This window comes from Kitasatospora sp. NPDC001119, assembly GCF_053598475.1.
On the sequence record NZ_JBSFKI010000019.1, the window covers coordinates 123341 to 140707 of the forward strand.

Genomic DNA, 17367 nt, shown 5'->3' on the forward strand with positions numbered 1-17367 from the left:
AGTGTCGACGGCGTTACGCCGTTCTCTCACGGACAATGACCGCCAATGTCCGCTCAATCGGGTGGTGAGCTCTTGGAGCGATTGCCACCCGACCGGGGGGAGCCAACTCCGGCACCGGCCTTGGCGCCCCCGTCCTTCTTGGTGCTGCTTCCCCCGTTGGCCTGGGCGACCGGTGACGGCGCCTCGAACGCCTCCAGGGCGGACAGCACGTCCTGGACCCTGGAGATCTCGGTGTTGATGTCCTTGCGGCGGCGCACCAGTTCGTCCAGCTCGCGCCGGCCCTCGTCGGTGACCCGCTTCGCCTCGGCCTTCGCCTCGGCGAGCAGCCGCTCGGCCTCCGCCTTCGCCAGCTCGACCTGCTCGTCCGCGGACTCGTCGGCGTCCCGCAGCCGCTTCTCCGCCTCGGTGGAGGCCCGGTCCAGCCGCTCCTCGGCCTCCGCCTCGGACGACCGGAGCTTGGCCTCGGCCTTCTCGATGAGCGCCTCGGCGCGGTCGGTGGAGTTGGCGAGCTTGGTCTCCGCCTCCTTGAGCAGGCCCTCGGCCTTGCGGACGGCGGACAGCCGGACCTTGCTGGCCTCCGCGGAGGCCTCCGAGGTCAGCTCGGCCGCGCGGTCCTCGGCCGCCGCGACCAGGGCCGCCGCGCGGTCCTCGGCCTCGGCGACGGTGGCCACCGCCTGCTCCTCGGCCTCGGTCAGCTGCTCCTGGGCGGCCGTCACCAGCGCGTCCACCCGCTCGCCGGCGGACTTCATGGCCGCCGCGTTCTCCTTGCGGGCGCGCTCGTGCAGGGCCTCGACCTCGGCGTCGGTGCGCTCGCGCAGCTCCTCGGCGCGCTCGCGGATCGCGGTCGCGTCCCGGCGGGCCTCGGCGAGCAGGGTGTCCGCGTCGGAGCGGCCCTTCTCGACCTCGGCCTGACCGGCCGCCTCGCCGGCGGCGACCAGCCGGTCGGCCTCCTTGCGGGCGGCCGCGACCATGGCGTCCGCCTGCTCCTCGGCGGCGGCGGTGGTCGCCAGCGCGGTGGTCTGGGCGTCCTCGCCGAGCGCCTCGGCGTCCGCGAAGGCCTTCTCCAGGACGGACTTGGCGTGCTCGCGGGTGGCCTTGTCGAACTGCTCGGCGGCCTCCCGGGTCTCCGCGTCGTAGGCGTCGGCGCGGGAGTGGGTGGCGGAGTCGTAGTCGTCGGCCAGGGTGCGGGTGGCGAGGGCGTACTCGTCGGCCTCGGCGCGCAGGGCCGCGGACAGCTCCTCGGCGTCGGCGATGCTCCGGGCGCCCTGGGCCTCGGCCTCGGCCACCGTACGGGCGGCCTGCGCCTCCGCGTCGGCGCGCAGCTGCTCGGCGGCCTCCTGGGCGGCCCGCAGCTCGGCCTCGGCCTCCGCGCGCAGCTGCCCGTCGTAGGCCCGGGCCTCGGCGCGCTGCCGGCCGAGCTCGTCCTCGACGGCCTCCCGCTCGGCGGCCAGCTCCAGCTCGGTCTGCTCGCGCAGGGCGGTGGTCTCGGCCTCGGTGCGGGCCCGCAGGTCGGCGGTCTCGCGGTCGACGAGCTCGCGCTGCTCGGCGCTCTCCCGCTCGACCAGGCCGCGCAGCTCGGCGGCGTACGCGTCGGCGGACTCGCGCTGCTCGGTGCTCTCCCGCTCGGCCAGCTCCCGCTGCTCGGTGGTCTCGTACTCGGCGAGGGTGCGCAGCTCGGTGGCGTCCTGCTCGGCGGCCTCGCGGAGTTCGGTGACCTCCTGCTCGGCGGCGGCCCTGAGCGCGGCGATCTGCTCGGCGGCGGCCTCGTGCATGCCGGCCACCGACTGGCGGACCTCGGCGGCCTCGTCCTCGGCGGCGGCCACCAGCTCGGCGCCCTCGGCCTTGGCGGCGGCGATCAGCTCGGCGCGGTCGGCCCTGGCCTGCTCCAGCTCGGCGGTGGCCTCGGCGCGGATGCCGTCGGCGGTGGCGCGGGCCTCGGACAGCTCGCGGCCGGCCTCGGCCCGGACGGTCGAGGCCTGCTCGTTGGCCAGGGCCAGTTCGGCGGCGGCCTTCTCGCGGGTGGCCTTGGCGTCCTTGGCGGCCTCGGCGCGGCGCTGCTCGGCGGTGGCCTCGGCGCGCTCCAGCGCCTCGTCGGCGGCGGCGCGCTGCTCGGCGGTGTGGGCGTCGGCCTGCTCGCGGACCTCGGCGGCGTACGCGTCGGCCTGCGCGTGGACCTCGGTGGCGTAGGCGTCGGCGGCGGTCTGCTGCTCGCCGGCGTACGTGTCGGCGGCCTCGCGGACCTCGACGCTGTGCTTCTCGGCGGCTTCGCGGACCTCGACGCCGTACCGGTCGGCGGCCTCCCGGACCTCGGCGCCGTACCGGTCGGCCGCCTCGCGGACCTCGGCGGTCTCCGCCGCGGTGCGCTCGGTGAGGTCGGTGGCGTGCTGTTCGGCCTCGGTGCGGACCCGGTCGGCGTGGGCCTCGGCGGCCTCGCGCTGCTGGGTGGTCTCCTGCTGGGCCAGGGCCCGCAGCTCCCCGGCGGCCTGCTCGGCCTCGGCCCTGGTCTCCGCGGCGTAGGCGTCGGCGGCGGTGTGCTGCTCGGTGACGTACGTGTCGGCGGCGGTGTGCTGCTCGGTGACGTACGTGTCGGCCGCGGTGCGCTGCTCGTCGGCGTAGGCGTCGGCGGCCTCGCGGACCTCGGCGCCGTACTGGTCGGCCGCCTCGCGGACCTCGGCGGTCTCCGCCGCGGTGCGTTCGGTGAGGTCGCCGGCGTGCTGTTCGGCCTCGGTGCGGACCCGGTCGGCGTAGGCCTCGGCGGCCTCGCGCTGCCGGCTGGTCTCGCGCTGGGCGAGCGCCCGCAGCTCCCCGGCGGCCTGCTCGGCCTCGGCCCTGGTCTCCGCGGCGGCCTGTTCGGCCTGCTCGCGGGCGGCCTCGGCCGCGTCCAGGTGCTCGGAGGTCTCCTCGCGCTCGCGCCGCAGGCCGTCGGCGGCCTCCTCGCGTTCGCGCCGGCTCTCCTCGCGCAGCGCGTTCGCGGCCGCCTCGGCCTCGGCCCGGGCCCGGGCGGCCTCGGTGTCGGCCTCGGTGCGCACCCGCTCGGCGTCGGCCACCGCGGCGTCCCGGACGGCCTTCGCCTCGGCCTGTGCCTCGGTGGTCAGGGCCTCCGCCGCGGCGGTCGCCTCGGCACGCACCCGCTGGTCGAACTCGGTTGCGTCGCGCCGGAGTTCGGCGGTCTCGCGCTCGGCGGCGGACCGGTTCTCGGCGGCCGCGGCCTTGGCGGCGGCGAGCGCGTCCTGGCCCTGCTGCTCGGCGGCCTCGGTGATCTTCCCGGCCTCGGCCCGGGCCCGGGTCAGGGTCTGCTCGGCCCGGCCCTGGGTCTCGGCGGCCTGCTCCTGGGCCTGCTCGCGCAGCCGCTCGATCTCCCCGGCGGCACCCGCGCGCAGCTCGTCCGCGTCGGCCTTGGCCTTGGTGAGCAGCTCCTCGGCGTTCTTCGCCGACTCCTCGATCTGGACCACGGCCTGGCGGCGGGCCTCGCCGCGCACCCGGTCGGCCTCGGCGGCGGCCTGGGCGCGCAGCTCCTCGGCCTCGGCCCGCAGCCGGGCCGCCTCGTCCTGCATCTGCTCGATCCGCTCGCGGATCGCGGCGGCGTCGTCCAGGGCGGCGTTCTGGGCCTGCTCGACGGCGGCCTGGGCCTGCTCGCGCAGGCGCTGCGCCTCGGCGGCGGCCTCGGCGCGGATCCGCTCGGCCTCGGCGGCGGCCTCGCCGCGCACGGTCTCGGCGTCCTGGTCGGCCCGGCCGAGGACCTCCTCGGCGGTCTTGGCGGCCTTGGCGAGGTGGACGGTGGCGTCCTTGGCGCCGGCCGCCCGGCCCGCCTCCTCGGCCTCGCCGCGCAGCCGCTGGGCGTCGGCCTCGGCGTGCGCGCGCAGCTCGGCGACGTCCCGCTCGGCCAGGGCGCGGAGTTCGGCGATCGCCGCCTCGGCCTCGGCCTTCAGTTCGGAGGCCACCGACTCGGCGGTGGCCCGCAGCCGCTCGCTCTCCTCGGCGGCGGCGGCCCGGGCGGCGTCGGCCTCGGCCTGCTTGGTGGCGGCCTCGGTGCGGACGCTCTCGGCCTCGGCCCGGATCGCCGAGGCCTCCTTGGTGGCCTGGGCGACCATCCGGGCCACCTCGGCCCGGGCGGTCTGCGAGCGCTGCTCGTTGGCGGCCTCGCCGTCGGCGACCCGGCGCTCGGCGGCGGCCTCGGCGTCGGCCTGGAGCTGCTCGGCGGCCTGCTCGGCCTGGGCGCGCAGTTCGGAGGCCTCGCGGCGGGTGCGCTCCGCCTCGGCGATCGCCTCGGCGCGCAGCCGCTCTATCTCGGCCTTGGCGGCGGCGAGCTGCTGCTCGGCCCGGGCCTGCTCGTTGGCGGCCTGAGCCTTGAGCCGGCCGATCTCGGCCTGGGCGGCGACCAGCTGGCCCTCGGCGGCGGCGTGCGCGGCGGCCAGCTGCTGCTGGGCCTCGCCGCGGGCGGCGTCCACGTCGGCGGCGGCCTGGGCGCCGGCCTGCTGGGCCTGCTCGGAGGCGGCGCGCAGCAGGCGCTCGGCGTCGTTCTGGGCCCGCTGCAGGGCGGCCTCGGCGGCGGCCTGGGCCTCGCCGCGGGCGGCGTCCACGTCGGCGGCGGTCTGGGCGCGGGCGTGGTCGGAGAGGGCGACGGCCTCCGCACGGGCGGCGGCGACCATCCGCTCGGCCTCGGCGCGGGCGTCCTGGAGCAGCCGCTGGGCCTCCTGCTCGGAGCCGGCCCGGGTCTGCTCGGCCCAGCCGTTGACGTGCTGCTCGGCGGAGCGGCGCAGCTCGGCGAGCTCGTCCTCCAGCTGGCGGCGGCGGGCGGCGAGGTCGGCTTCCAGCCGGGCGGTGCGCTCGGCGGCCTCGGCCATGATCCGCTGGGTGGCGGCCTGGGAGTCGCGCAGCTGGCGCTCGGCGTCGGCGCGCAGCTGCTGGGCCTGCATCTCGGCGGTGCGGAGCATCTGCTCGGCCTGGCCGGAGACGGCGTCGAAGGCGCGCGGCTGGGCCAGCATCCGGCGGGACTCGTGCAGTTTCGCCCGCAGGACCTCCACCTGGTAGGCGAGGTCTTCGGCATGCTCGACTGCCTTGTCGCGCTCCTTCCGAGTCCGACCCATCTCGGCCTCGAACTGGGAGAGGTGATCGTCAGCCTCGTAGCGGTCGTTGCCCCGCACTCCGCGGTCCCATCCATCTCCTGGTCGCGTCCTCGACCCGGCCGGTTCCGGGCTCCGGTATCCCGGGCGCCGGTCCGACTGGTCCTTGCATCCGCAGCCGGTGGACGGTCCCCCGCCATGCCGGGGCCGCCCGCCGCGGTCGTCGGAATCCGGGGCGCGGGAGCGCGGGGGTGCCGCGTTCCCCCGTCCGAGTGGACTCCTGGGCGAACTCTTGCCTTGTGGAGAATGGTGACAGATCCGTCTTGCGACTGTTCAGCCGTGCCCGCGTAATGGACTCCCCTTGCGACGGGCCGACCGCCGGAGGGCGGACAGGCCTGTCTTCGGCCGTGCCCGTCGCCTCCGTCCCCCGGAGCCTTCGCGCACCTGGGCATTGTAGTGGGAGCGCACTGCGGGGGAATGGCCGCAGGGGTGTTTTCCGGCTCTTCCCGCCAGGTTACTGACGGGTCATGACCGACGGACCGTCGGCTGCCCCCGGGACGCCGCGCGCCCGGGGGCGGGCCGGGAGGGGGTCAGTGTCCGTCGTGGCCCTGCTGCGCGGAGGTGACCAGCTCGGTCAGCACGCCGCCGCAGTCCTTGGGGTGCAGGAAGGTGATCCGCGAACCCATCGAGCCGATCCGCGGCTGGTCGTAGAGGACCCGGACGCCCTTGTCCCGGATGGCCTCGGAGTCGCCGTCCACGTCGGCGGTGCCGAAGGCGATGTGGTGCACGCCCTCGCCGTTCTTCTCCAGCCACTTGGCCACGGTGGAGTCGGGCCGGGTGGGCTCCAGCAGCTGGAGGTACGAGGCGCCGCCGTCGTCGGTGCCGTTGATCCGGAGCATGGCCTCGCGGACGCCCTGCTCCTCGTTGACCTCGGAGTGGAAGACCTCGAAACCGTAGGTGGCGCGGTAGAACTCGACCGTCTTGTCGAGGTCTCGGCAGGCGATGCCGATGTGGTCGATGCGGGTCAGCACGACGGCCTCCGGGAGGTGGGGAGAAGGTGGTGGGGCTAAAGGTGCACCCAGTGCAGCGCATGGCCCGCGACGGGCGCCAGTGCCGGGCGTGCGAGCCTGCTCACACGGGGGGCCGCCCGGCGGGCGGCCCGCGGGCGGTTCACCCGGAGCGGGTCGGCACGGTGTTGACTGGATGGTGCCAGTGCGCTCGATCACACCGTCGCTCCGGTGACGGGCGGGTAACAGGTCAGTACATTGAGCGCATCCTCACCTGGCCACGACGTGCGAAGGGGCCCGTCCCATGACCAACACCACCTCTGTGATCGTTGCCGGTGCGCGGACCCCGATGGGTCGCCTGCTGGGTTCCCTCAAGGGCTTCTCCGGCGCCGACCTCGGCGCCGTCGCGATCAAGGCGGCCCTGGAGCGGGCCGGGATCACCGGCGAGCAGGTCCAGTACGTGATCATGGGCCAGGTGCTCCAGGCCGGCGCCGGCCAGATCCCGGCCCGCCAGGCCGCCGTCAAGGCCGGCATCCCGATGAACGTCCCGGCGCTGACCGTCAACAAGGTCTGCCTCTCCGGCCTCGACGCCATCGCGCTCGCCGACCAGCTGATCCGGGCCGGCGAGTTCGACATCGTGGTGGCCGGCGGCCAGGAGTCGATGACCAACGCCCCGCACCTGCTGCCGAAGTCCCGCGAGGGCTTCAAGTACGGCGCGATCGCGATGCTCGACGCGATGGCCCACGACGGCCTCACCGACGCCTACGAGAACATCCCGATGGGCGAGTCCACCGAGAAGCACAACACCCGCCTGGGCATCCCGCGCGAGGCGCAGGACGAGATCGCCGCCGCCTCCCACCAGCGGGCCGCCAAGGCGCAGGCCGACGGGGTCTTCGACGCCGAGATCGTCCCGGTCGCCATCCCGCAGCGCAAGGGCGAGCCGGTGCTGTTCAGCCAGGACGAGGGCATCCGCGCGGACACCACCGTCGAGGGCCTGGCCAAGCTGCGCCCGGCCTTCACCAAGGACGGCACGATCACCGCCGGCACCTCCTCGCAGATCTCCGACGGCGCCGCCGCCGTGGTCGTGATGAGCAAGGCCAAGGCCGAGGAGCTGGGCCTGACCTGGATCGCCGAGATCGGCGCGCACGGCAACGTGGCCGGCCCGGACAACTCGCTCCAGTCGCAGCCGTCCAACGCGATCAGGCACGCGCTGGCCAAGGAGGGCCTGGAGGTCGCCGACCTCGACCTGATCGAGATCAACGAGGCCTTCGCGGCCGTCGCCCACCAGTCGATGAAGGACCTGGGCGTCACCTCCGACATCGTCAACGTCAACGGCGGCGCCATCGCGCTCGGCCACCCGATCGGGATGTCCGGCGCCCGCGTGGTGCTGACCCTGGCGCTGGAGCTGCAGCGCCGCGGCGGCGGGGTGGGCGCGGCCGCGCTGTGCGGCGGCGGCGGCCAGGGCGACGCGCTGATCGTGCGCGTCCCGAAGGCCTGACCGGCTCAGACACGCCAGGGCTGCGGACCGCCGGTGGCGGTCCGCAGCCCCTTCGGCATCCGCGCAAGGAGCTCCTGATGATCGATGTCGCCACGCTGGTCGAGCAGGCCCGGGCGGGCCGGCCGCGGGCGGTCGCCCGGCTGATCACGCTGGTCGAGAACGCCGCGCCGCAGCTGCGGGAGGCGATGGCCGCGCTCGCGCCGTACACCGGGCGGGCGTACACGGTGGGCCTGACCGGCTCGCCCGGGGTCGGCAAGTCGACCTCCACCTCGGCGCTGGTCTCCGCCTACCGGCGGCTCGGCAAGCGGGTCGGGGTGCTGGCCGTCGACCCGTCCTCGCCGTTCTCCGGCGGCGCGCTGCTGGGCGACCGGGTCCGGATGCAGGACCACGCGACCGACCCCGAGGTGTTCATCCGCTCGATGGCCACCCGCGGCCACCTCGGCGGGCTCTCCTGGGCGGCGCCGCAGGCGCTGCGGGTGCTGGACGCGGCCGGCTGCGAGGTGATCCTGGTGGAGACCGTCGGGGTGGGCCAGTCCGAGGTCGAGGTCGCCGCCCAGGCCGACACCACCGTGGTGCTGCTGGCCCCCGGGATGGGCGACGGCATCCAGGCCGCCAAGGCCGGGATCCTGGAGATCGGCGACGTCTTCGTGGTCAACAAGGCCGACCGGGACGGCGCCGACGCCACCGCGCGGGAGCTCAACCACATGCTGGGCCTCGGCGAGGCGCGGGAGGCGGGGGACTGGCGTCCGCCGATCGTCAAGACCGTCGCGGCCCGCGGTGAGGGCGTGGACGAGGTGGTCGAGGCGCTGGAGAAGCACCGCGCCTGGCTGGAGGAGCACGGCGAGCTCGCCGCGCGGCGCCGCCGCCGGGCCGCCGAGGAGATCGAGGCGATCGCGCTGGCCGAGCTGCGCGCCCGGATCGGCGACCTGCGCGGGGACCGGCACCTGGCCGTCCTCGCCGAACGCGTCGCCGAGGGCGCCCTGGACCCGTACGGCGCCGCCGACGAACTCGTCGCCGGCCTGACCCGCGGCTGACCCGGGCCGGGCGCGCGGGCCCGCGAACCGTTTCCGCCCCGCCGCGATCGGATCGCGGCGGGGCGGAGTGGTGCGTGTGGTGCTACGGCTTGCCGCGCAGGCCGCGGAGGTGTTCGGCGACGGGGGCGAGGGCCTGGTACATGTCGTCGAGCTGCTCCGGGGTGAAGCGGTCGATGAAGTGGGCCCGGACGCTGCGCACGTGGTCGGGGGCGACCCGCTGCATGGTCTCCCAGCCGTGTTCGGTGAGGTGGGCGTAGAGGCCGCGGCGGTCGCCGGGGCACTCCTGGCGCAGCACCAGGCCGGCGTTCTCCATCCGGGTGATCTGGTGGGAGAGGCGGCTCTTCGACTGGAGGGTGGCGGTCGCGAGGTCGGTCATCCGCATCCGGCGGTCCGGGGCCTCGGAGAGCACGACCAGGATCTCGTAGTCGTTGATCGCGAGGTTGTGCGGCTGGAGTTCGCGGCTGAGCTGGTAGTCCAGCAGCTTGGCGACCTCCAGATGGGCGCGCCACATCCGCTGCTCCCTGGCGGTCAGCCAGGGAGTCTCCTCCTCGGGCTGCGACGGAGGGGTGTCCGCGGTCTCGATCGTGTGCGTATCCATGCCCTCTAGCATAGCCGATTTAGTTCAATCTTGTACGAGTTTACAGGCCGAAACGTCGTCCGAGGTCGCCCAGGTTACCGAGCCCGGGGATGTTGGGGTTGCCGCCGCCGTGCCCGGCCGTGCCCGGCTGGGACGGCACGCCGCCCACCGGGACGCCCGCCTCGGCGTCGACCGCTCCGACCGACCGCTCCGCCATCAGCTTCTCGCTCGACTGCAGCAGCACCTGGCCGGCGCCGATGAACTCGAACTGGTGCTCCTCGCCGGAGGCCCCGCCGATGCCGGTCAGCCGGCGCAGGCCGCCGATCAGCCCGTGCATGTAGTCGTGGTCGTAGTGGTGGCACGGCGCCGGGCAGTCCGCCCAGCCGACCAGCGCCTGCGGGTCCACCCGGATCGGCGGCTCGACGAAGTGCACCGGGCCGTTGGAGGCGGCGACGAAGCGGCCGGTGCCGATCAGGGTCAGGAAGCCCGGGATGATCGACTGCTTGAGCCGCAGCGTCGGGTCGAAGGCCAGCAGGTTGCCGGAGCGGACGGTCAGGTTGCCCTCGTCCAGGTCGTACGAGTTGAGGTCGAACGCCCGGTCGGCCAGCAGCAGTTTGCCGCGGCCCTCGGCGACCACCCAGTCCGCCGCGTGCATCGGCGAGTTGAAGTGCTGGCCGAGCACCCGGTCGACCGCCCCGGCGCCGACGCCCTTGAAGGTGATGTCGCCGTAGTAGGCGACCATCTTGCCCTTCTGGAGGAAGTAGGAGCCGTTCAGGTCGACCGAGAAGGCGTACGGGTTGACGTTGTCGCCGGCCGGCAGGCTGTGGGCGTCCCACACCACCGGCCCGGTGCCGCCGTGGCCGGTCGGCAGCGGGGCCAGTGGTCCGCCGAACTGCTCCTGGGCGTACGGCTGTTGCTGGCCGTACGGCTGCTGGTACTGCTGCTGGGGCTGGTGGCCGGGCGGGGGCGGCGGGTAGCCCTGCGGCGGGGGCGGCGGGTACCCGCCGGGCTGCGGGTAGCCCGGCTGCGGGCCGTACCCCGGCGGGGGCGGCGGGGTCGCGAAGCCGGGCTGGGTCGGCTGGTTGTGCGGCGAACCGTACGGGGGCTGCGGCGGGTAGGACATCAGAGCTTCTCCTCGCTCGCCTGGACGTACACCGCGCCCTGCCCGGACAGTTCCAGCTGGAACGCCTCGCCCGAGCCGCGGCCGATCATGTCGCGCCAACCCAGCGCCGTGGAGAGCTTGTTGCGCACGTCGCCGCGGTGCGCCACGTACGCCTGCGGGTCGACGTGGACCGACTGGCCGGGGGTGATCGGCAGCTCGAAGACGCCGCCGTGGGCCATCACCGCGACCGAGCCCTGGCCCTCCAGCTTGGTGGTGAACAGGCCCTGCCCGGTGACCTGGCCGCGGACCATGCCCATCACCCCGCCCTGCGAGCCCATGAACATGGTGGACTGCCGCAGCGTGCCCTCGAAGGCGAGCAGCCGGTCCGCCTCGACGTACAGGGTGTCGCCGAACAGGTCGATCACGTGGACGTGGTGGCCGCCGTGGCCGAACATCACCCGGCCCTGGCCCTCGACGGTCATCAGCGGGGTGTCCTCGTTGGCCACCCGGCGGCCGATCATCGACATCACGCCGCCCTGCCCGCCGGTGATGTTCGGCGTGAAGCGGACGTCGCCGCTGTACGCGAGCATCGCGCCGCGCTGGCTGAACAGCCGCTGCCCGGGCACCACCTGGGCTTCGACCATCTTCCCGTTGATCTTCGTGAAGCCCATCAGACGTCGCCCCCGATGGTGGCCTTCTCGGAGGGCTGGACGTACACCAGGCCCTCGCCGGTGAACTCGATCTGGACGGCCTCGCCGCCGCCCTCGCCGATGATCGTGGTCCAGCCCGCGCCCGACTTCAGGCTGCGCTGCAGGGTGCCGGTGTGCGCCACGTACGCGCCCGGGTCCACCCGCAGCGGCATGCTCTTGTCGACCCGCAGGATGACGGCCGGGCCGTTGGAGGTGACGGCCGCCCAGCCGTGGCCCTCCACCTTGGTGGTGAACAGGCCGTTGCCCGAGGACATGCCGTTCAGCCCGGTGAAGCTGGTGCCGGTGTGCAGGGCGGACTCGGTGCAGAGCAGGTTGTCCGACTCGACGTACAGCGTCTCGCCGTTCAGCCGCACCAGGCTGATCTCGGTGGCCTTGTCGGCGAAGTAGCAGGTGCCCTGCCCCTTCACTTCCATGACCGTCATCTTCTCGCCGGTCAGCCGGCGGGTGACCATGCCGCGCAGGCCGTCCCCGCCGCCGGTCAACTTCTTGAAGGCCATCTGCCCGGTGTAGGCGACCATCGAGCCGTGTCGCGCCTTGACGGCGTCGCCGCCCAAGTCGACGGCGAGCACGCGCGATCCCTGGAGTCTGAACTGTGCCACGGCCGCAATCTAGCCGCTGCGGCCGTGGCGCGGGGAGGGTGCGTGGGCCGACTGGTACCGGTCTGGGACAAACGCGCCGGTCACGCCCGGCGCACGCGCCCCGGTCAGGCCCGGGCGTGCGCCCCCTGTCCGGGGCTCGGAACGGTGCCGGCCGCCTGCTCGACCTCCAGCAGCGAGGCCGAGTGGCGCTCCGCCTCGAAGGCCACCACGCCGCCGCGCAGCCCGAACAGGCGCTTGGAGAGCATGATCCAGAGCACCGCCGCGATGTTCAGCACCAGGGTGCAGATCTTCAGCGCGCTGACGTGGTGGCTCAGCTCGTAGCCCTCCAACGGCAGGAAGGCCGCGGTGGCGACCACCGTCAGGTACTCGGCCCAGCGCTTGTTCAGCCAGAGGCCGACCGCCTCGACGATCTCGATCACCGCGTAGGCGATCAGCGCGCCCGCGACGATCAGCAGGGTGCTCTTCTTGAAGTCGAAGGTCTTGCGGATGGTCTCGACGATCGGGGCGTGTTCGAGGTCCCAGTGGAAGTGGTCGGTGACCGGCCTGAACACCGTGAGGTTCTCGTCGAAGACCCGGTGCACCGCGTCCTGGCTGTTGGAGAACTTCCACACGGCCCAGGCGACCACGATGATCAGCAGTCCGCGCAGCACCCGCTCGACGGCCAGGAAGCGCAGGATGAACAGGTCCCGCAGCGCCTTGCCGCGCGGCACCAGCGGCGCTTCGTCGGCCGGGCCGGAGCCGTGCGGGGCGCCCAGCGCGAAGTCGCCGCAGCGCAGGCAGCGCCAGGCGTCGCCGAGGGCGGTGGACGCGTGCAGCCGGGAGGCCAGCTCCGGCTCCGTCGGCGCGTAGGTGGTGTGGCCGCGCTTGGCGCAGGTCCTGCGGTCCCAGTCGCGCTTGAACATGTGGTGAGTACCCCCCGTGTGCGATGCCTCGGCGCCCGGATCGGTGGGCGCGCGGGCAGCAGGATAGGGGTTCCGGGTGACGGGCGGTCGCGCTCGGTGGCGTTCCGGCACAGAGCTGTGACAGGGCGGGCGGGCGCCGGACGGGCTCCGGGTAGGCGCCGGGCCGGCCGCTGTGAGATGGGGCACGGTGGCCACCCCCGGCCGGGGTCCCGTCCGTGGGCTCGGCGATAATGGGCCGGAATGCTTGTGAGTCGCTTCACAAGCGAGCCCGCGCCGCCGACCCCCCATATCGAGGTATCCATCGTGAACAGCAGCGCCGTCCACCGCCTGCGCCTGGTCTCCGGCCCCGAAGGGGTCTCCTTCATCCTGCTGCTGATCTGCTCGGTGCTGAAGCGGACGACCTCGTTCGACGCCGTCCCGGTGATGGGCATGGTGCACGGCGTCCTGTTCATCCTGTACGTGGTCTTCTGGATCCAGGCCTGGCAGGCGCAGAAGTGGGACGCCAAGCGCGGCGTCCTGATGTTCGTGCTCGCGGTGCTGCCCACCGGCGGCTTCTTCGCCGAGCGGATGCTGGCCAAGGAGGAGCGGGGCGAGCTGAAGCCCGCCACCGCCTGAGCCGGCCGCCCGGGCCCCCGCTCGGGCTCCGGCCTCCTCGTGGACGGTCGACAGGCTGCCACGGCCTCCTCTCCCAAAGGGCCGCGGCAGCCTGTCGCCGTTTCTTACCGGGGGTGGCTCGATTTCCTACCGGTTCCTACCGGAGGTGGTGCGGGTCAGCTGACGTTGACGCCGCTCCAGGCCGCCGCGACCGCGTTGTACTCGGTGCTGGAGGCGCCGTACAGGTCGGTGGCGGCCTTCAGGGTCGCGGTGCGGGCGGCCTTGTAGTTGGTGGTGGAGGTCATGTAGACGGTCAGCGCGCGGTACCAGATCGCCGCCGCCTTGGTCCGGCCGATGCCGGTCACCGTCGAGCCGTTGGAGGTCGGGCTGTTGTAGCTGACCCCGTTGATGACCTTCGCCCCGCTGCCCTCGGCGAGCAGGTAGAAGAAGTGGTTGGCGACGCCCGAGGAGTAGTGGACGTCCTTGTTGCCGACCGTGGAGGACCAGTAGTCGGCCGAGGCGCCGTCCTTGGAGGGCTTGTCCATGTAGCGCAGCGGCGTGCCGTTGCCGTTGATGTTGAGCTTCTCGCCGATCAGGTAGTCGCCCGGGTCGACCGAGAGGTTGGCGGACCACTCGACCATGGTGCCGAAGATGTCCGAGGTGGCCTCGTTGAGGCCGCCGGACTCACCGGAGTAGTTGAGGTTCGCGGTGGCGGAGGTGACGCCGTGGCTCATCTCGTGGCCGGAGACGTCGATCGCGGTCAGCGGGTGGGTGTTGCCGGAGCCGTCGCCGTACGTCATGCAGAAGCAGGAGTCGTCCCAGAACGCGTTGACGTAGTTGGTGCTGTAGTGGACCCGGCTCGCCGCGCCGACGCCGTTGTTCTTGATGCCGTTGCGGCCGAAGGTGTTCTTGTAGTAGTCCCAGGTGGCCGCCGCGCCGAACTGGGCGTCCACGGCCGCGGATTCGCGGTTGGAGGCCAGGCCGTTGCCGAAGCTGTTGGTGGTGTTGGCGACGAGCGTGCCGCTGCCCGAGGTGCCGCCCTTGAGGTCGGTGGTGGACTGGTTGCCCCGGGAGGCGTCCTTCAGCTGGTAGGAGCTGCCGCTCTGGGTGGTGGTGAGCGAGACGCTGCCGACGTTGACGCCCTTGCCGGTGCCGGTGGCGGTCTTCACCTGCTCGTCGGTGGAGAGCACCTGGCCGGTGGCGGCGTCGGTGACGACCACCTGGCGGCTCGGGGTGCCGTCCGCGCGCTGGCCCTCGACCGTGGTGCGGTGGGCCAGTCGCGGGGTGCCGTCGGCGGCCCAGACGACCAGCTCGGGCGCGCCGGCGCCGTCGACCCGGCTGAGCGCGGCCTCCTCCTGGTCGGCGGCGCCGACCGTGGCCCGCACGGCGGCGGTGGCCTTCTCGGCGGCCTGGGGCGCGGCGAGGCCCGGGGTCAGGCTGGGCACGGACAGCTGTCCGGCGAAGGCCCGGTCGACGGACTTCACCGAGCCGTCGGCCTTCTGGTGGACGACCAGGTCGCCGCCGAGCACCGGCAGGCCCGCGTAGGTCCGGTCGTACCGCAGGTGGCGGGTGCCGTCCTTGTCCACCACCACGTCCTTGGGCACCAGCTTCTCCTGGCCGCCGAGGGCGAGGGCCTGGGCGACCGGGGCGCTCTGCCCGGAGGCCAGCGCGAGCAGCGCGGACTGCTGCTGGGCCGGCGAGGGGGCGGCGGCCTGGGCGGGGACGGCGGCGATCTGGATGACGCCGGCCAGCAGTGCGGTGGCGGAGAGTACGGCTCCGACAGTCAGCTTTCGCTTCACGTGCGGGGGTTCCTTCCACGAGACCCGCGGGTGCGTGCGGGTGCGCCGCGTACCGGGGCGCCGGGGTTGGCACCTTGGGGGCGGTAGGGCGCGGACGTGCCGGTCCCGTGCGGTACCTGACGATCCGCCGGAAACGGGTGGGGCGGCGGATGGTCGGACGGGACTTGGTCAGAAGCATGACAATCGTTGGCAGGGATGGACAGGGCGCCTACCGGGATTGGCCAAGAACCGCCAGTGCCGGTACGGATGGTTCGGTTGCCGCCCGTTGCCCGGTTTCGGCGGTTCGTCCCCCTGGCGGGACTCCGCCAGCCGGACGGCCTTGACAGCGCCGCCCGGAAGGTGGACGCCCGGGCCCTCCGGCAGGAGGCCCCGGGCGTCCGACGCGCCTGCGCGGTACGTCAGTTGACGTTGACGGCGGCCCAGGTCGCGGCGACGGCGCTGTACTCGGCGCTGGAGGCGCCGTACAGGTCGGCGGCGGCCTTCAGGGTGCCGGTGCGGGCGCCCGCGTAGTTGGTGGTGGAGGTGAAGTAGGTGGTCAGCGCGCGGTACCAGATCTGTGCGGCCTTGTCCCGGCCGATGCCCGCGAGCGTGGAGCCGTTGGAGGTCGGGCTGTTGTAGCTGACGCCGTTGATGGTCTTGGCGCCGCTGCCCTCGGCGAGCAGGTAGAAGAAGTGGTTGGCGACGCCGGAGGAGTAGTGGACGTCCTTGTTGCCGACGGTGGAGGACCAGTAGTCGGCCGACGCGCCGTCCTTGGACGGCTTGTCCATGTAGCGCAGCGGGGTGCCGTCCCCGTTGATGTTGATCAACTCGCCGATCAGGTAGTCCGGCTTGTCGGAGGGCAGGTTGGCGTAGAACTCGACCATCGTGCCGAAGATGTCCGAGGTGGCCTCGTTCAGGCCGCCGGACTCGCCCGAGTAGTTGAGGTTGGCGGTGGCGGAGGTGACGCCGTGGCTCATCTCGTGGCCGGCCACGTCGAGTTCGGTGAGCGGGTGGGTGTTGCCGCTGCCGTCGCCGTACGTCATGCAGAAGCAGGAGTCGTCCCAGAACGCGTTCACGTAGTTGGAACCGTAGTGGACCCGGCTGGTGGCGCCGACGCCGTTGTTCTTGATGCCGTTGCGGCCGAAGGTGTTCTTGTAGAAGTCCCAGGTGACCGCCGCACCGTACTGGGCGTCCACGGCGGCGGACTCGCTGTTGGAGGACAGGCCGTTGCCGAAGCTGTTGGTCGTGTTGGCGACCAGGGTGCCCGAGCCGGAGGTCTTGCCCTTCAGGGTGTACGTGGCCTGGCCGCCGCGGGTCGCGTCCTTGAGCTGGTAGCTCGAACCGCTCTGGGTGGTGGTCAGCGGGACGGAGCCGACGAAGACGCCCTTGCCGGTGCCGGCGGCGGTCCGCACCTGCTCGTGGCTGGAGAGCACCTCGCCGCTCGCCGCGTCGGTGACCAGCAGCTGGCGGCTCGGGGTGCCGTCGGCGCGCTCGCCCTCGACCGTGGTGCGGTACGCCAGGCGCGGGCTGCCGTCGGTGGCCCACACGACCAGCTCGGCCTTGCCGGTCTGGTGCACGGCGGTCAGCGGGGACTCGTCCTTGTCGGCGGCGATGCCCACGGTGGACTGCACGGCGCCGGTCGCCTGGTCGGCGGCTTTGTCGGCGGGGATCTGCGGGGTGAGGCTCGGCAGGGCGATGGTGGCGCCGGTGGCCTTGTCCACCGAGGTGGTCGAGCCGTCGGCCTTCTGGTGCACCACCAGGTCGCCGCCCAGGACGGGGAGGCCGGCGAAGGTGCGCTCGTAGCGCAGGTGGCGGGTGCCGTCGGCGTCCACCACGGCGTCCTTGGCCACCAGTTGCTCCTGGCCGCCCAGGGCCAGGGCGTGCGCGACCTTGCCGGCCTGGCCGTTGGCCAGGGCGATCAGGTCGGCGCGCTGCTTCGCGCCCTGGGACTGCGGGGCGGGGTCCGCGACGGCTGCGGTGCTCACCTGGACGACACCGGTGAGCAGGGCGGTGGCGGAGAGTACGGCGACTGCGGCGAGCTTTCGCTTCACGAACGAGTCCTTCCGGAAAACCGCGAGCGGGCGCGGTCGCGCGGCGTTCCGGGGGCCGGGGACGGCACCTGAGGGGCGGAACGGGCGCTGACGTGCGGGCCCCGTGCGGACTGAGCGGCTTCGCCACCGGTGGGTGGGGGTGGTGGCTGCCGAACGGGGTTGATCGAAAGCATGACAATCGAGCAAATCAAATGACAGGTCTTGCTCATGAATTGGCCAAGTCCCGCCACGGCGGAGGAATGTGAACGGATGGACAAAAGGGGCAAATCGTCCTGGTTTGCAGCGGGTTACCGTCCGAACCGAAGCCTGGTGGCGCGGCGTCGGGCCGCTCCGGGGCCAACCCCGGTGCGCCGGTGGCCCGTTGCCGCGCGTTCACACCGGCGCAATGTCCTGGTATGGACCTGGCCGTCCGATTGGCGGGTTCCCGCCACGTGTTGCGCTTGTCCACCATC

12 protein-coding genes are annotated in these 17367 nt (G+C 73.4%); 3 read left to right on the plus strand and 9 right to left on the minus strand.

The window, feature by feature from the left end:
* Positions 1-53: 53 nt before the first annotated feature.
* Together ACWDD9_RS23930 and mce are read right to left on the minus strand one after the other, a co-directional pair.
* Complete coding sequence (locus ACWDD9_RS23930) at positions 54-5144, minus strand: hypothetical protein (RefSeq protein WP_449812605.1); 5091 nt, start codon at positions 5142-5144, stop codon at positions 54-56.
* Positions 5145-5653: 509 nt separating this feature from the next.
* Positions 5654-6094 carry a methylmalonyl-CoA epimerase gene (gene mce / locus ACWDD9_RS23935; RefSeq protein ID WP_049651447.1) on the minus strand — a complete coding sequence of 147 codons (441 nt, stop codon included), beginning with the start codon at positions 6092-6094 and terminating at the stop codon, positions 5654-5656.
* A 280-nt stretch (positions 6095-6374) separates the two neighbouring features.
* Here mce and ACWDD9_RS23940 point away from each other — a divergent pair, with 280 nt between their 5' ends.
* Both ACWDD9_RS23940 and meaB read left to right on the plus strand, forming a co-directional pair.
* Complete coding sequence (locus ACWDD9_RS23940; RefSeq protein WP_074001457.1) at positions 6375-7568, plus strand: acetyl-CoA C-acetyltransferase; 1194 nt, start codon at positions 6375-6377, stop codon at positions 7566-7568.
* Positions 7569-7645: 77 nt separating this feature from the next.
* The gene (gene meaB / locus ACWDD9_RS23945) at positions 7646-8602 is read left to right on the plus strand and encodes a methylmalonyl Co-A mutase-associated GTPase MeaB (RefSeq protein WP_380745328.1); all 957 of its coding nucleotides are present in this window, start codon (positions 7646-7648) and stop codon (positions 8600-8602) included.
* Positions 8603-8684: 82 nt separating this feature from the next.
* On the opposite strand, the gene ACWDD9_RS23950 is transcribed toward meaB, so the two are convergent.
* The 5 genes from ACWDD9_RS23950 to ACWDD9_RS23970 form a co-directional block, all read right to left on the minus strand.
* Positions 8685-9200, minus strand: coding sequence for a MarR family winged helix-turn-helix transcriptional regulator (locus ACWDD9_RS23950; protein ID WP_049651450.1), 516 nt, complete (start codon positions 9198-9200; stop codon positions 8685-8687).
* A gap of 40 nt (positions 9201-9240) precedes the next feature.
* A complete protein-coding gene (locus tag ACWDD9_RS23955; RefSeq protein ID WP_049651462.1) occupies positions 9241-10050 on the minus strand; it encodes an AIM24 family protein in 810 nt (269 codons plus the stop codon).
* A 251-nt stretch (positions 10051-10301) separates the two neighbouring features.
* Positions 10302-10952 carry an AIM24 family protein gene (locus tag ACWDD9_RS23960; RefSeq protein ID WP_049651451.1) on the minus strand — a complete coding sequence of 217 codons (651 nt, stop codon included), beginning with the start codon at positions 10950-10952 and terminating at the stop codon, positions 10302-10304.
* Positions 10952-11590 (minus strand): AIM24 family protein, encoded by a 639-nt coding sequence (locus ACWDD9_RS23965; RefSeq protein WP_074001459.1) that lies wholly within the window; start codon positions 11588-11590, stop codon positions 10952-10954. Before ACWDD9_RS23965 ends, ACWDD9_RS23960 begins: the two co-directional genes overlap by 1 nt.
* 104 nt (positions 11591-11694) lie before the next feature.
* Positions 11695-12492 carry a DUF2127 domain-containing protein gene (locus ACWDD9_RS23970; protein WP_049651453.1) on the minus strand — a complete coding sequence of 266 codons (798 nt, stop codon included), beginning with the start codon at positions 12490-12492 and terminating at the stop codon, positions 11695-11697.
* Positions 12493-12732: 240 nt separating this feature from the next.
* Here ACWDD9_RS23970 and ACWDD9_RS23975 point away from each other — a divergent pair, with 240 nt between their 5' ends.
* The gene (locus tag ACWDD9_RS23975; RefSeq protein WP_049651454.1) at positions 12733-13107 is read left to right on the plus strand and encodes a DUF3817 domain-containing protein; all 375 of its coding nucleotides are present in this window, start codon (positions 12733-12735) and stop codon (positions 13105-13107) included.
* 155 nt (positions 13108-13262) lie between these two features.
* Here the strand turns inward: ACWDD9_RS23975 and ACWDD9_RS23980 are convergent, their stop codons facing one another.
* Together ACWDD9_RS23980 and ACWDD9_RS23985 are read right to left on the minus strand one after the other, a co-directional pair.
* Positions 13263-14885 (minus strand): M4 family metallopeptidase, encoded by a 1623-nt coding sequence (locus ACWDD9_RS23980; RefSeq protein ID WP_074001460.1) that lies wholly within the window; start codon positions 14883-14885, stop codon positions 13263-13265.
* Between the two features lie 398 nt (positions 14886-15283).
* The gene (locus tag ACWDD9_RS23985) at positions 15284-16915 is read right to left on the minus strand and encodes a M4 family metallopeptidase (protein WP_049651456.1); all 1632 of its coding nucleotides are present in this window, start codon (positions 16913-16915) and stop codon (positions 15284-15286) included.
* Positions 16916-17367 lie beyond the last annotated feature (452 nt).

Excerpts from the sequence above, each read along its gene's own strand:
- meaB (WP_380745328.1), top strand. The coding sequence starts at position 7,646 with ATGATCGATGTCGCCACGCTGGTCGAGCAGGCCCGGGCGGGCCGGCCG.
- ACWDD9_RS23960 (WP_049651451.1), bottom strand. The coding sequence starts at position 10,952 with ATGGGCTTCACGAAGATCAACGGGAAGATGGTCGAAGCCCAGGTGGTG.
- ACWDD9_RS23970 (WP_049651453.1), bottom strand. The coding sequence starts at position 12,492 with ATGTTCAAGCGCGACTGGGACCGCAGGACCTGCGCCAAGCGCGGCCAC.
- ACWDD9_RS23940 (WP_074001457.1), top strand. The coding sequence starts at position 6,375 with ATGACCAACACCACCTCTGTGATCGTTGCCGGTGCGCGGACCCCGATG.
- ACWDD9_RS23950 (WP_049651450.1), bottom strand. The coding sequence starts at position 9,200 with ATGGATACGCACACGATCGAGACCGCGGACACCCCTCCGTCGCAGCCC.
- ACWDD9_RS23975 (WP_049651454.1), top strand. The coding sequence starts at position 12,733 with ATGCTTGTGAGTCGCTTCACAAGCGAGCCCGCGCCGCCGACCCCCCAT.